11 protein-coding genes are annotated in these 13,813 nt (G+C 64.7%); 9 read left to right on the top strand and 2 right to left on the bottom strand.

All coding sequences use genetic code 11. The features are described 5' to 3' along the window. Positions 1-125: 125 nt before the first annotated feature. From QRN63_RS10325 to QRN63_RS10305, 5 genes are all read left to right on the top strand, one after another. Positions 126-2,420, top strand: a complete 2,295-nt coding sequence (locus QRN63_RS10325; RefSeq protein ID WP_285030688.1) for a Nal1-like putative serine protease — start codon at positions 126-128, stop codon at positions 2,418-2,420. A gap of 117 nt (positions 2,421-2,537) precedes the next feature. Continuing rightward, positions 2,538-3,140 (top strand): LGFP repeat-containing protein, encoded by a 603-nt coding sequence (locus tag QRN63_RS10320; protein WP_267317526.1) that lies wholly within the window; start codon positions 2,538-2,540, stop codon positions 3,138-3,140. Between the two features lie 70 nt (positions 3,141-3,210). Further along, entirely contained in the window at positions 3,211-4,071 is an 861-nt protein-coding gene (locus tag QRN63_RS10315) for a helix-turn-helix transcriptional regulator (RefSeq protein ID WP_267317525.1), read from the top strand. A gap of 60 nt (positions 4,072-4,131) precedes the next feature. Next, complete coding sequence (locus QRN63_RS10310) at positions 4,132-5,322, top strand: MFS transporter (protein WP_285030687.1); 1,191 nt, start codon at positions 4,132-4,134, stop codon at positions 5,320-5,322. Then, positions 5,319-6,254 carry an alpha/beta hydrolase gene (locus QRN63_RS10305; RefSeq protein ID WP_285030686.1) on the top strand — a complete coding sequence of 312 codons (936 nt, stop codon included), beginning with the start codon at positions 5,319-5,321 and terminating at the stop codon, positions 6,252-6,254. The genes QRN63_RS10310 and QRN63_RS10305 overlap by 4 nt, the downstream gene beginning before the upstream one ends. An 11-nt stretch (positions 6,255-6,265) precedes the next feature. Here QRN63_RS10305 and QRN63_RS10300 read toward each other — a convergent pair whose 3' ends face one another. Then, on the bottom strand, positions 6,266-7,951 hold the full coding sequence (locus QRN63_RS10300) for a GMC family oxidoreductase (RefSeq protein ID WP_285030685.1): 1,686 nt from the start codon (positions 7,949-7,951) through the stop codon (positions 6,266-6,268). Between the two features lie 309 nt (positions 7,952-8,260). On the opposite strand from QRN63_RS10300, the gene QRN63_RS10295 reads away from it, so the two are divergent. The 4 genes from QRN63_RS10295 to QRN63_RS10280 all read left to right on the top strand — a co-directional run bounded on the left by QRN63_RS10295 (position 8,261) and on the right by QRN63_RS10280 (position 12,607). Continuing rightward, positions 8,261-9,364, top strand: a complete 1,104-nt coding sequence (locus tag QRN63_RS10295; RefSeq protein WP_285030684.1) for a GGDEF domain-containing protein — start codon at positions 8,261-8,263, stop codon at positions 9,362-9,364. Positions 9,365-9,450: 86 nt separating this feature from the next. After that, positions 9,451-10,929, top strand: a complete 1,479-nt coding sequence (locus tag QRN63_RS10290) for an ABC transporter permease subunit (protein ID WP_285030683.1) — start codon at positions 9,451-9,453, stop codon at positions 10,927-10,929. Continuing rightward, the gene (locus tag QRN63_RS10285; RefSeq protein WP_267317519.1) at positions 10,926-11,681 is read left to right on the top strand and encodes an amino acid ABC transporter ATP-binding protein; all 756 of its coding nucleotides are present in this window, start codon (positions 10,926-10,928) and stop codon (positions 11,679-11,681) included. The genes QRN63_RS10290 and QRN63_RS10285 overlap by 4 nt, the downstream gene beginning before the upstream one ends. Before the next feature lie 131 nt (positions 11,682-11,812). Then, the gene (locus QRN63_RS10280; protein ID WP_285030682.1) at positions 11,813-12,607 is read left to right on the top strand and encodes an MBL fold metallo-hydrolase; all 795 of its coding nucleotides are present in this window, start codon (positions 11,813-11,815) and stop codon (positions 12,605-12,607) included. Positions 12,608-12,631: 24 nt separating this feature from the next. Here QRN63_RS10280 and QRN63_RS10275 read toward each other — a convergent pair whose 3' ends face one another. Then, positions 12,632-13,693: a cupin domain-containing protein gene (locus QRN63_RS10275; protein WP_285030681.1), complete on the bottom strand. Its 1,062-nt coding sequence runs from the start codon at positions 13,691-13,693 to the stop codon at positions 12,632-12,634. Between the last annotated feature and the right edge of the window lie 120 nt (positions 13,694-13,813).

Below are 13,813 nucleotides of genomic sequence, written 5' to 3'. Positions count from 1 at the left end.
TTGCCGGCCCACATACGCGAGGTTGACCGCTGGACGCGTCTGGCACGAGAATACGAGGGTCGAGACCGTCGGGAGGCCGGCCCATGCGTCACGCCACACACAATCTGTCACAGCACCGCGAACGATTGAGCACCAGCGACTTTCAGTCGCTCGGAATCCGCGACCTTCTGGACGCGCGCGATCAGTTTCACGTGCACCTCGCGCACAAACCGAACGTGTTCTCCACCGCGATCGGGCGGTACCTGGTCCGCGACAGCGACCCCGACGCGCGCGAAGCCTGCGATGGCCCGCACAGTGTCCGCGCCCGTCAGGCTCCAGAGCGCACCCTCCTGAATTCGACGGTGAAGTCGTGGTCGTGGCCATGCATCCTGGTGTTCGTCAAACGCTGGCAGACGCTGGACGATCTGGTTGGACACCCCGAAGACGTGGTGCCCCCGTTCATCTACCTGTCCGACGGGCGGATCGTTCCCGTGTGCGTGGTCCTCGCCGAATCTGCGCACCTGCCAACGCCCACACTTGATCCGAGCCACCTCGCCATCGAATCGCTCGGCGTCGGGTCACCGATCTATGTCGATGCCCAGGGGATGCGCCGCATGGCCACGGTTGCGTGCATGGTGTCCGATGGCAGTGACTTGTATGTCCTCACCAACACGCACCTTGCCGGCGTCGTGGGTCGGCCCGTCAGGGCATTGCTCCGGGGCATCCCCGTGACGGTCGGAAGCACACTCGGGGCGCCGCACCTGACGGAGCGCACTTTTTCGGACGTGTATCCGAGCCTGCCTGGCCGGGATGCTGTGGTGAACATCGACGCGGCGATCGTCCGGCTGGAAGACGCCAACATATGGGACGCCGCCGCGCTCACCCAGCCGATCGGCGACGTGGCGGATTTCAGCGCGAGCACCGCCTCGTTGTCCTGGATCGGGCAACCGGTGGTCGGCCATGGAGCCGCAAGCGGCGAGATGCGCGGCGAAATCAAAGCCCTCTTCTACCGCTACAAGTCTATTGGCGGCCGCGACTACGTCGCCGATATCGTCATCGGGGCGCGCTCGGACAACACCGGCCCGCTGATGACGCAGCCAGGCGACTCCGGGACACTCTGGTGCCTGGACGAAGTCATCGCGCCGGGGGAACGTTCTCCTTTCGCGCTGGAATGGGGTGGGCAGCGCATCGGCGACGATGCGACCGGGGGCGGATACCTGCAGTTCTCTTTGGCTACATCGATGGCCGTGATTCTGCGGGAATTGAGTCTGGATCTGCTGTCCGGGCCCACTGCGGAACGGATTCAGTACTGGGGGCCGGTGGGGCACTTCAAAATTGGGCAACAGGCGTGCTTCCTGGTCGGGAACCCGGCATTGCAGAAGTTCTTCACGGCCAATCTCAATAACGTCAGCTTCAAGAGCGATGACCAACTCAAAGAGGCGACGCATCTACAGGCGAAGAAGTTCGTCCCGCTGAGCGATGTGCCGGATGTGGTGTGGAAGACAAGCATCAACAAGGTCAAGCCGGAAGTCGCTCGGGCGATGGAGAATTGGAACCACTACGCCGACATCGACCTGCCCGGGGTCGACGGCGCCACGCTGATGGAGAGCTATCAGGCCGACGAGAACTCGCTCAATCACAGCAACTGGGTGAGCTTCTACAAAGATGCGCCAGTGCCCAGCGCATCGGCGGTGACATCCAACAACCAAGGGATACTGCCATTGCGTGTCTGGCAGGTGTTCGCCCAAATCGTGGCATTCGCAGAGAAGGGCGATGGCGCAAGCTTTCTCGCGGCGTCCGGATGCCTGGCGCACTATGTCGGCGACGCGTGCCAGCCCCTGCATTCGTCTCAACACTCCGACGGGCTGAACGGAGCTTCCACCGGTGTGCACATGACGTACGAGGACCACATGGTGGACAGGTATGCCGACCGCATCGCGAAGGACATCGGTGACGCCATCAAGAATCTGAGCTTCACGCCGCGTCCGATCCACACTGCTCGTGACGCCGCAAAGGCCACCATGGAGTTGATGATCTTTGCCCAGCAGACGCTGCCGCCGGAGACGATCTGCAAGACCTACAACGAGCTACGCCCGGCCGGAGTCACCAGCGACACGAAAAACCCTGCCGTGTTGGACGCGCTGTGGGCCAAGTGCGGAGACCAGACGACCCAAGTCATCGCAGCAGGAGCGGTCACCCTCGGCGCGATGTGGGCGGCGGCATGGAAGCTCTCGGGCGCCTCGAAAACGTCGCCCTGGCTGAAGAAGGTGTACGACGGCACCGCCGACTTGATGCCGATCTACGAAAAGAAGGGCTTCCTGCGGTCCCTGCATCTGAAATACCTTGGCCAGGAAGACCTTCCGGGGTCCGATGCGCCGCAGGACCCACCGCAGCCGCCCGGTAACGCGCCCAAGAAGAAGCCTGCGAAGAAGACTCCCTGACCCTGGCGGCGGCTCATCAGCGAGCGCGTCCCCGAACCGACTCGGTTATGGTCGTGACCGGGTCGGGGAATCAGCCGCAACTTGACGCACACCACACGAAGACGTGAGGGGAAACCTATGAGCACGAGCACCTACCGCCGCACAACCGTCGCTGGCCTGACCGCCGTCGCATTCGCCGTTGCCGGCTGCAGCAATGGCACGAACGTCGGGGTGTCGGCACAGCCCCAGGTCGCGCTGGTCGTGACGTCCGAAGTTCCGGCGCCGCCCACCCAGGTGAAGGTCACCGGTGAGAGGGACGTCGAGGTCACGCTTACCGGCCCGATCGCCGCCAAATACGCGTCGGCGACCGACACGCAGAAGGCGGCCCTCGGCAAGCCACTGACAGGTGACCACAACGCCGGAACCCGCGACAACGGCGTCGTCTTCCAGCAGTTCCAGGGCGGCGCGATCGTGGCCAAGAACAGCCAGCCGGGCACGCCCGCCTACATCGTCTGGGGCAAGATTCGCGAGGCCTGGAATGTCCAACGCAATGCGGACGGCGTGCCGTCGGCCACCGGCACGAACGGATCGGCCGGTCCCTTGGGCGTCGTCACCAGCGACGAGACCCCCACCGGCGATCAGCTTGTCGCCACGTTCGAGCACGGCAAGATCGCGTACAACACAAAGACCGGCCAGGTCGAGGTGACCGTCAACGGCAAGGTCGTGCCGTCCGGGTTGTAGACAGCGACGGTCGCTGCCTGGCACTGCCAGGGACAGGCGCGCCGCGCAGCCGTCACGCACGATGGAAGACATGACGGAAGCGCACGGGTCGAGCGGACAGCAGCTGGCCGACTTTCTTCGTAGCCGACGGGCAGCCGCCGATACGGCGCTGCTGCCGGGGCTGGTCGGGCTGGGGCCTCGCCGGGTGCCCGGTTTGCGCCGCGAAGAACTGGCCGAGGCGGCCGGGGTGTCGTTGACGTACTACACGCGCCTCGAGCAGGGCCTGGCCACCAATCCTTCGATGCAGGTATTGGACGCACTGGCAAGGGCGCTGGGGCTCGATGATGCCGAGCGGGCGCATCTGCAGCGGCTGGCGTCGGTCAGCGGCGTCAAGGTGCGGTCGGGGCGAACCCCCCTGCGTCTCGACTGCGTCACCCTACTGGAGGCCATGCCCGACATTGCCGCTGTCGCGCTGTCGCCGTTGCAGGACATCATCGCCTGGAATCGACTGGGCCATGCATTGCTTGCGCCACACATGGAACCCGGCGCGCCGTACGGTGCCGAACCGCCCAACAAGGTGGCGATGATGTTCACCGACCCACACGCGCGCAGCCTGCATCGCGAGTGGGAGGCCGAGGCCACCTTGGCGGTGGCCTCGCTGCGCTACGTCAGCGCCGGCGTGGTTGCCGAGGCCGACCTCGCTCGTCTGGTCGGCAACCTCAGTGTGGCCAGCGAGGACTTCGCGCAATTGTGGGCTGCGCAACCCGTGGCGCTGTGTACGCACGGCATCAAGCGCTACCACCACCCAGTAGTCGGGCGGCTGGATCTGCACTTCCAGATCCTTCATCTGCCCGAAGGCGACGGTCACCGACTGCTGCTGCAGCACGCCGAACCCGGGTCCAGCGATGAGGCTGCCCTGCGGCTGCTCGCCAGCACGACCATCACCGAGTAGCGCCGTGTAGCGAATATCGCTGCGCGGCAACAATAAACGCCCAATCCAAGGAGCTCACCCATGGATAGTTCCACGCTGCCCAAAATCAGCCCCGCCGCACCGACGCGACGACTTCATCCCGGCCTGTCAGCGCTGGCGCTCGGCGGATTCGGCATCGGACTGACCGAGTTCGTCATCGCCGGGCTCCTCACCGACGTGGCCGACGCGCTGCACGTCAGCGTGCCCGCTGCGGGCGCTCTGATCTGGGGTTATGCCCTGGCGGTGGTGGTGGGTGCGTTCACTGTCACCGCCGTGTTGTCGCGCCGCCCACCGAAAACCGCCCTGCTGCTACTGCTGACCCTGTTTGTCGCCGGCAACGGGCTGACCGCGCTGGCGCCAAATTTCGACATCGCCATGCTGGGCCGAATCATCACCGCGCTGTGCCACGGTGGATTCTTCGGCATCGGCGCCGTGGTCGCCGGCGATCTGGTGACACCGGAGCGCAAGGCGTCTGCCATCGCCATCATGTTCGGCGGACTGACTCTGTCGAACGTGCTCGGCGTACCGTTCGGCACGTTCGTCGGCCAGCACCTCGGCTGGCGCAGCGCGTTTTGGATCATCAGTGCACTCGGTGCGCTGGCGATCGCCGGTGTGGCCGCGCTGGTACCCCGGTTACCGGCGCCACCCCCGGCGAGCAGCAGCCACTTCTCCGTCCTGTACCGCCGCCAGGTCATGGTGTCGATCGTGCTGACCATGATGATGTTCGGCGGCGTGTTCGGCGCGTTCATCTATGTGCAACCGCTGGTGACCCGCGTGACCGGTTACCACGACAGCAGCGTGCCATGGCTTCTGGTTCTGTTCGGAATCGGTTTGTTCATAGGCAATTTCATCGGCGGCTGGGCCGCCGACCGTGACCTCACCAGGACGCTGCGCGTCTTGTCGCTGCTGCTGCCCGTCGTGCTCATCGCGTATGGGGTGCTCGCGTCCTACCGGATACCGGTCGCGGTCTTGCTTGTGGTCATGGGCCTCGTCGGGTTCGCTGCGACACCGGCTCTGCAACTGCGCGTCATGCGTTTCGCCCAAGACGCACCGACCATGGCCTCGGCAGCCAATATCGCGGCGTTCAACCTGGGAAACGCCATCGCATCGGCAATCGGAGCGGCGACCATCGCCCTGGGCCTGGGCTGGCGTTCCCCGGTGTGGGTGGGCGCAGCGATGGCGCTGGTCGGCACGTTGCTGGTGTTCACCAACAGCCACGGGGAGGCACAGTGACCGAGCTACCGGACCTGCACCCTCAGGCGCGCGCCCATCTGTCTGCGGCGGCTACGGCGCCCGGCATCGCCACTCTGTCGGTGCCCGAAGCACGCCTGGCGGTACTGGGTTACCTGGACCTACAGCGGGCGGCGCCGGCGATGGCACAGGTACAACACCGATTCATCCCAGGCCCAACCGCCGATCTTCCCGTTCGGATCTACCGGCCGACGCAGGATCCGGGGCCGCATCCGGTCATCGTCGTGCTGCACGGCAGTGGCTGGGTGATCGGCAATCTCGATCTCGTGGATGAACCAGCCCGGGTTCTGGCGCGCGACACCGGGTACGTCGTGCTTGCCGTGAACTATCAGAAGGCACCTCAACATCCCTTCCCGGTTCCGTTGCAGGACTGCGTGGCCACCGTGCGCTGGGTGCATGCCCACGCAAGCGAACTGGGTGTCGATCCGCGCCGGTTGGCGGTGGTCGGTGACAGCGCTGGGGGCAACCTCGCCGCCGCGACCACCGCTGAGTTGGCCGACACCGACATCGCAATCGCTGCCCAGGCTCTGCTGTATCCGGCGCTGGATCGGCAGATGGCGGCAGCGTCGTATACGGAATTCGCCGAGGGCTTCGGTCTCGACGCCGTCGACATGGCCTGGTTCTGGAATCACTATGCCGGCGCGGGCCGAAGCGAGGACCCGCGGGTTTCACCGTTGCGCGCCAACAGCTTTGCGCATCTCCCGCCCACGTTCGTGGCGACTGCCAGTCACGACGTGCTGCGCGACGAGGCAGAAACGTACGCGGGGCTGCTCCGCGACGCCGGCGTGGACATTGTTGCCCAGCGCTATTCGGGGATGATCCACGGTTTCTGGTGGATGGACGGTGTGCTCGACGATTCCCGCACGTTGCAAACAGATCTCGCCACGTTCTTGATGGACCGTCTGAGCCGCTGACCCGGGACGGCCTACCCCAGGATGGCCCGCGCCGCGCGCTCGGCGATCAGCATGACCGGCGCGTTGGTGTTGCCGGACGTGATGGTGGGCATCGCCGAGGCATCAACGACGCGAAGGCCCGAAACGCGGTACACGCGACAGTCGGTGTCGAGCACCGAGGCTGCTGACCGCGGAACACCTTGTGCGTCAAAGGCTCCCATCGCGCAAGTACCCACTGGGTGGAAGATGGTGGTGCCCAGTTCACGGGCCGCCTGTTGCAGGTCGTCGTCACTCACCACTTGTGGACCGGGCAGCAGCTCCTCAGGCTGGTAGCGAGCCAGGGCCGGCGCCGCCATGATGTCCCGGGTCATCCGCAGTCCCCGCACGGCGGCTTGATGATCGGCGTCGGTGGACAGGTAGTTGCAGCGAATCTTTGGGTAGGTCAACGGATCTGCACTGGTCATGCGCACATGCCCTCGCGAGCTGGGGCGAAGGTTGCATACCGAGGGAGTGATCGCGCCAAAAGAGTGCAGCGGGTCCCCGAACTTGGGTAACGACAACGGCTGCACGTGCCACTCCAGATCCGGACTGGCCAGCGTGGGGTCGCTCTTGGCGAAGGCGCCGAGCGTCGAGGGCGGCATCGTCATCGGTCCGGAGCGTAGCGTCAGGTACTGAAGTCCCATGCCGCCACGGGTGATCCAATTGCGGTACAGGGTGTTGACGGTCCGGGCGCCCTGGATGCGGTACACCGTTCGCAGCTGCAGGTGGTCCTGCAGGTTCTCGCCGACTCCGGGTAGATCGACCGCCACCGGCACCTGATGCTGGGAGAGCAGCTCGGCGGGCCCCAGACCCGAGGCCTGCATGAGATGCGGCGACCCGATCGCGCCTGCGCTCAGGATCACCTCCTGGCGGGCCTGGACGTCAACGATTCGGCCGTCTTTGAGCAGCCGCACCCCGGTGGCGCGGTGTCGGGCAGTGGTCCAGGCTCCGCGCCGCTGGTCCGCGCGGACCTCGTCGTCCATGAGCAGCCGCAGGGCCTGCGTGTCGGTGTAGACGGTCAGGTTGGGTCGGCGCGCGATGGGATGCAGGAAAGCGTCGGCCATCGACCAGCGACGGCCGCGCCGTTGGTTGACGTGGAAATACGCACTGCCGGCGTTGTCGCCGCGGTTGAACTCCTCGATCGGGGCGATGCCCACCTGGGCAGCGGCGGCCTGCCAGGCGTCCAGGATTTTCCACCGCACGCGTGGCGGCTCGACGCGGATTTCACCACCGGCGCCGTGCCAGTCGTCGGCCCCGCCGAAGTAGTCCTCCAGCTGCTTGTAGATCGCGAGCGTCTCGCCGGCGCTGTCCGGGCCGCCCCAGAGCCATCGGTCATCGCCGGTCGCTTGCGCCCAGAGGTCGTAATCGCTTGCCTGCCCCCGCATGTGGATCATGGCATTGATCGACGAGCACCCGCCGACGACGCGGCCGCGTGCGTAATGGATGCTGCGGCCGGCCAGACCCGGGTCGGCGTCCGTGGTGAAGCACCAGTCGGTCCGGGGATTCGCGATGGTGTACAGGTAACCCACCGGCACCTTGATCCAGAACCAATTGTCTTTGCCACCGGCCTCGATCAACAGCACCCGGTGATCGGGGTTGGCGCTCAACCGATTGGCGAGCAGGCAGCCGGCACTGCCTGCTCCCACGATGACGAAGTCGAATTCGGCAACTGGGCTCATTCCGGAATCGGTCCTCCAAGGCGTGGATTGGTGTCCCAGTGTGCGCGATGACCGCCCGGTCCGTACGCTTCCCCGCAGCTGAGTCCACGGAGATTCCGTGGCGGGCATCTGGTCCAGCGGGGCGGAGCACCTATTCGTCGAATGTTGGCTATCTCCGATACGGCAGTATTCCCAGTTCACACCCCTGGCAACCTGGATGAACATGTGATGCAATCATTCGTCAGCAAATTTGCGCCGGGGTAGCGATCAGCGGCTGCGGCAGTTTGACGGCTGCGGACGCCGAGGTAACCCGTTGAGGGGAGAAGCACCATGCGTTGGCTGCAGCAATGGTGGCGTCAGTCCGATCACTACGACTGGCTCATGGGGTATGTGAAGTTCCGTGGGCTGTCGGGCCTGGTTCGCACGATGATCGCCGCCGTGGCCATCATGAGCACCTTCATCCCGATTGCACTGATGACGGTCCCCGAGGGCCCGGTCGGCGTCGTCCCGCGGTTGGTCACCCGCGCGGCCACCGTCGGGCTGGTGCTCGCCGGCCTCATCTGGGTTGTCGGACTGCCCAGCCGCCGACGGTCGACGGTCTTCGCCGCAGTGGTCACGACCTGTATCGCCGCCGTCGCGCTGTCCTGTAGCGACCCGACTGTCGCCATCCTGGTCTGCACCACGTTCGGGGTACCTGCGGCATACGTCGCATTCACCCACCGGGCCATCCACGCGGCCTTCAACTTCCAGGTGGCGATGATCGTGGCGACGGTCGAGGCCGTCCGACTGACCACGTCCGGTCGACCCGTCCTCGCGGTGTGCGCAGTGTGGTTGGTTTTCGTTCTCACCGTGACGGTGCCTGCCAGCATTCAGATCGTCGTCCACGCCTTGGGGACCGACCTCATCCGGGCGGACTGCGACCCCCTGACATTCCTGCTGAATCGGCGTGGGTTCGGCATCAAAGCCCAGGAGCTGATACATCGGGATCGGGGCACGTCCGCTCATCTCATGGTGACGGTGATCGATCTCGACGGATTCAAGCTCCTCAACGACAGCCGGGGCCACCTGTTCGGTGACCGTGCGCTGATCGCCGTGGCCGACATCCTCCGGAAGCAGACGACTCACGACGCGGTGATCGGCCGCAGCGGTGGTGATGAATTCCTGATCGCCGACACCACTCACCGACCCCACCAGTCTTCGGCCGCCGAACGCGTGCGTTCGGCGATTGCCGCGACGCCGTATGCCATCACCGCCAGCGTCGGAGTGGCAACGATCGCGCTCTCCGATGTCGATGACTCCGCTGCCGGCACGATCATCGACGACCTGGTGATGGCGGCAGACCTTGAGATGTACGTGGCGAAACGCCTGGGTGGCAACGCATCCAGGCAGGCTGACCGTACACACGAACAGACTGCCGTCCGCCTCGCGGAGTAGCGTCACCGCATTCCGTGCTGCCGGCCCTATCAGCCGGATTGAGCAGAACCCTTGGTGACCGCTCACCGACTTGCTAACTTCCGGCGGTGCGCTTGATACGAAGAGCCATTCTGCCGGTGTTGCTGCTCGTCGCCTTGGTGCTGGCGGCGTGCGGGTCGCCGGGCGGCACCAACGGCGAGAATCCGGTCAAAGCGGCGGGCGTGCTGCGTGTCGGCACCGAGGGCGTCTATTCACCGTTCAGCTACCACGACCCGGCCACGAACGAACTGGTCGGCTACGACGTCGACGTCGCCAAGGCCGTCGCCGGCAAGCTCGGCGTGCGAGTCGAGTTCGTCGAGACGCCATGGGATTCGATCTTCGCCGCCCTGGAGGCCAACCGATTCGACGTCGTCGCCAACGAAGTCACGATCAACCCCGAGCGCAAGGCCAAATACGACCTCTCCGAGCCGTATTCGGTGGGGGAGGGCGTGATCGTCACGCGTGCGGACGACGACTCGATCAAGTCGCTCGACAATCTGAAGGGCAAGGTCGCCGCCGAGAACGCCACCAGCAATTGGTCTGAGGTCGCCCGAAAGGCCGGCGCCCGTGTCGAGACCGTGGAGGGCTTCACCCAGGCCATCAAGCTGCTCAACCAGGGACGCGTCGACGTCGTCGTCAACGACAGCATCGCGGTGTACGCCTACCTCGCTGAAACAGGGGACAAGTCGGTCAAGATCGCCGGCAACACCGGCGAGAAGAGTGAGCAGGGCTTCGCCGCCCGGAAGAACAGCGGGCTGTTACCCGATCTGAACAAGGCACTCGACGACCTTCGGGCCGATGGCACCTTGGCCCAGATCTCGCAGAAGTACCTCAAGGCGAACGCTTCTGGCGGACCGGACGCCGACCGGGCGCAGCATGTGCCGCGGTCGACGTTGGCGCTGATCGGGGACAGCCTCGTGCCCTTGGCGAAGGCGGCGATCACCAAGACCATCCCGTTGACGGTGATCAGCTTCGTGATCGGCCTGGTGATAGCACTGGCGGTGGCGCTGGCACGGCTGTCGTCGAATGTGGTTCTCGCCAACGTGGCGCGGTTCTACATCTCGATCATCCGCGGCACTCCGCTGCTGGTACAGCTGTTCATCGTGTTCTTCGCGCTGCCGGAACTGGGCGTGAAGATCGATCCGTTCCCCGCGGCCATCATCGCGTTCTCGCTGAACGTCGGTGGTTATGGGGCGGAGATCATCCGCTCGGCCATCCAGAGTATTCCCAAGGGCCAATGGGAGGCAGCCGAGACCATCGGCTTCAATTACGTTGGCGCACTTCGGCGTATCATCCTGCCCCAGGCTGCCCGGGTAGCGGTGCCGCCGCTGTCTAACACGTTGATCTCGCTGGTGAAAGATACGTCGCTCGCCTCGACGATTCTGGTCACCGAACTGCTCAGGCAAGCCCAGATCATCGCGGCGCCGACGTTCGAGTTCTTCGCCCTGTACGGCACCGCCGCGGTGTACTACTGGGTCATCTGCCTGGCACTCTCGTTCGGCCAGGGTCGTATCGAACGCCGGCTGGAAAGGTATGTGGCGCGATGACAGAGAACCGCGTGGTCGCCGAGGGCGTCGAGAAAGCTTTCGGCGACAACAAAGTGCTCAAGGGTGTGTCGTTCACCGTCGAGCAGGGCACGGCAACGGCCATCATCGGCCCATCCGGATCGGGCAAGACGACGCTGCTGCGCACGCTGAACGCCCTCGACCGAGCCGATGCCGGAGTCATCCGGGTGGACGACGTCGAAATCGACTTCTCCACGCCCACACCCAAACCCGAGGTGCGCCGGTTCCAGTCGCGAAGCGGCTTCGTGTTCCAGGGGCACAATCTGTTCCCGCACAAGACGGTCCTGCAGAACGTCACCGAGGGCCCGGTCATCGTGCAGAAACGGCCCAAAGCGGAGGCCGAGGCCGAGGCCTTGGCACTACTGGACCAGGTGGGGCTGGCCGCCAAGAAGGACCAATACCCGTATCAGCTGTCGGGCGGGCAACAGCAGCGCGTCGGCATCGCCCGGGCGCTGGCGTTGAAGCCGAAACTGGTGCTGTTCGACGAACCGACGTCGGCGCTCGATCCCGAACTTGTCGGCGAAGTGCTCTCCGTGATCAAGGATCTCGCGGTCGAGGGGTGGACGATGGTGATCGTCACCCACGAAATCCAGTTCGCCAGGCAGGTTTCCAATCAGGTGCTGTTCACCGATCAGGGCATCATCCTGGAGCGGGGCACACCGGACGAAGTGATCGGCAACCCGAAGGAAGAGCGCACGCGTCAGTTCCTGGACCGCATCCTCAATCCGCTGTAGAACGGAGTGACATCTGTGACCGGCGGGAGGAATAAAGCCCGCACCGACGAGGTTCGTGGGGGCGTGCCTGTCGTCCACGAAAGCCTTCTGGCCCCAATCGCTCCGAGTTCTTTGCGCGAAGCGGGGGCGCAGTGAAGGTCGGCGAACTGACGATCCTGCCCGTTGGCGACGGCGTCGGGGTCGAAGTCGCGGCCGAGATCCTCAGTCGCCCTGATGTCGCCGATGCCTGGGCGTGTCACTCTGATGAAGTCCGGTCAGACGGAACCCTGGAGCTTCCGCTGGGCGGGTTCTGTATCCCGACCGGCGATCAGGTGGTCCTTGTCGACGCGGGTGTGGGTGCGTACGACGACGGGAAGTATGTCGGTGGCGGACTGTTGGAGAGCCTGCGTGAGTGCGGGATAGCACCGGACGACGTCACCGACGTCGTCTTTACCCATCTGCACTTCGACCACGTCGGATGGGCGAGCCATCGCGGTGAGATCGTCTTTCCCAGAGCAACTTTCAGAGTCCATCGCGCCGACTGGGAGCATTTCGTCACCGGCTCGAATGCAGCCGACGCCGCTATCGAGAAGCTCACCCCGATCGAACCACAACTGGAGTTGTTCGATACTGATTTCACCGTGGCCCCCGGTATCGACGCAATCCATACTCCTGGACACACACCCGGTTCGGTGATGTACGTCGTGTCGTCACAGGACGAGCGCGCGCTGCTTCTCGGCGACATCGCGCACTCTGTCGTCCAGTTCAGCGAGAGGGACTGGCAGGTGGTCTGGGATCTCGACCCGGCCGCGGCGTCAGCCGCACGGAACCGGATCGCCGACGAGGCGGCCGAAACGGGTGATCTCCTGGTCGCCGCGCACTTCCCCGGTATGAGGTTCGGCCGGGTGATCAACACGGGTGGCCAGCGGCGGTTCGTCGCGGTGTGAGCGTCATGCGACCGTGAGCACTGGTCAGTGGGCGACGCCGTGGGTGTCCACCGGGTTCACGCGGGAGACCACCAGCGGGTCTGCGGGGGTGAAGGGAAAGGCGGGCAGATCGGCGATATGGGTGTTGAAGGTCGCGGCCAACACTTCTCGTGAATAGGCGCTGGCAGACGCCTTGAAGCCGATGTCGGCAGGAAACGGTTGGTCGAAGAAGATCAGGAAATGCCAGTCGTCGGTACCGACGTTCTCGATGTGATGTGGGTAGGCGCGGGGGATGAAGTACATGTCGCCCGTGGTGAGGTTCCACGTGTCCAGAGTGCCGTCGGGGTTCATGATGGTCATGCGGGCATCGCCGTAGTGCACGTAACCCATCTCCGCGGTGACCGGATGCCAATGCGGTTCCCGCATGCCGTTTTCCGAGACGCGCAACGAGTACATCGAGATGTCCTTCAGAGCCGGCCAGAACTGATCGCGGGCAAAGCGTGCATTGCCACCGGCGTAGTTGAGGCCGGGGGCCTGGGCTTCGATGTCGAACTTGTGCGGATCGTTGAAATGCGCTGCGACGGGGATCTCCGCGTTGCCGACACGAGAGGCCAGTTTGTGGTCGACGGTGCTGCGGCGGATGTTGGCGATGTCGGAGGCGGGAAGGTCGTACGTGTTGCCCAACACGGCATCGGTGAACGCGCCGAAGCTGGCACCCAGGCCGAAGTCTTCGGGACGTTCATTACGGAAGGCGATGATGAACTCGGCGACGTCGGTACCGATGTTCTCGATGTGGTGCAGCGCACCGGATTCGATGTGAAACATCTGTCCAGCTGTGACGGTGAAGTTCGAGAAGACACTGTGGTTGTCCAGGACGGACACCAACGCGGTTCCCGACACGCAGTAGGTGAGTTCATTGGCATTGGCGTGCCAGTGCGGAGTGCGCATGGACCCTGGGTTGAGCAACAGGCGCTTGATGGACAGATTCTTCAGGATCGGCAGGTTGTCCACGGTAACCCGGCGCATCGACCCGAGTTCGGATTCTTCGACAACCTCGCCGTTGAGCAGCGACACGGTGTGATCGCTACGGGCAATCGATTTCGTCATGAGCAGCCTCCTCTTTTGGTCATGCCATCGAGAAGCCAGTGTTGTCGGCTGCGAGGCTACCGTCATGGACGCCCGTGGCAATTGGGGCTTGTGAGTAGCGCTACTTCGTGCCTTCCAGGT

Source organism: Mycolicibacterium sp. lyk4-40-TYG-92 (assembly GCF_030209435.1).
Taxonomy (GTDB): Bacteria; Actinomycetota; Actinomycetes; order Mycobacteriales; family Mycobacteriaceae; genus Mycobacterium.
Note: the sequence above shows the minus strand (reverse complement) of the source record. Positions and strands in the feature narration are given on the sequence as shown.

Coding starts and splice junctions, on each gene's coding strand:
- QRN63_RS10285 (WP_267317519.1), top strand. CDS start 10,926: ATGACAGAGAACCGCGTGGTCGCCGAGGGCGTCGAGAAAGCTTTCGGC.
- QRN63_RS10300 (WP_285030685.1), bottom strand. CDS start 7,951: ATGAGCCCAGTTGCCGAATTCGACTTCGTCATCGTGGGAGCAGGCAGT.
- QRN63_RS10275 (WP_285030681.1), bottom strand. CDS start 13,693: ATGACGAAATCGATTGCCCGTAGCGATCACACCGTGTCGCTGCTCAAC.
- QRN63_RS10310 (WP_285030687.1), top strand. CDS start 4,132: ATGGATAGTTCCACGCTGCCCAAAATCAGCCCCGCCGCACCGACGCGA.
- QRN63_RS10320 (WP_267317526.1), top strand. CDS start 2,538: ATGAGCACGAGCACCTACCGCCGCACAACCGTCGCTGGCCTGACCGCC.
- QRN63_RS10315 (WP_267317525.1), top strand. CDS start 3,211: ATGACGGAAGCGCACGGGTCGAGCGGACAGCAGCTGGCCGACTTTCTT.
- QRN63_RS10295 (WP_285030684.1), top strand. CDS start 8,261: ATGCGTTGGCTGCAGCAATGGTGGCGTCAGTCCGATCACTACGACTGG.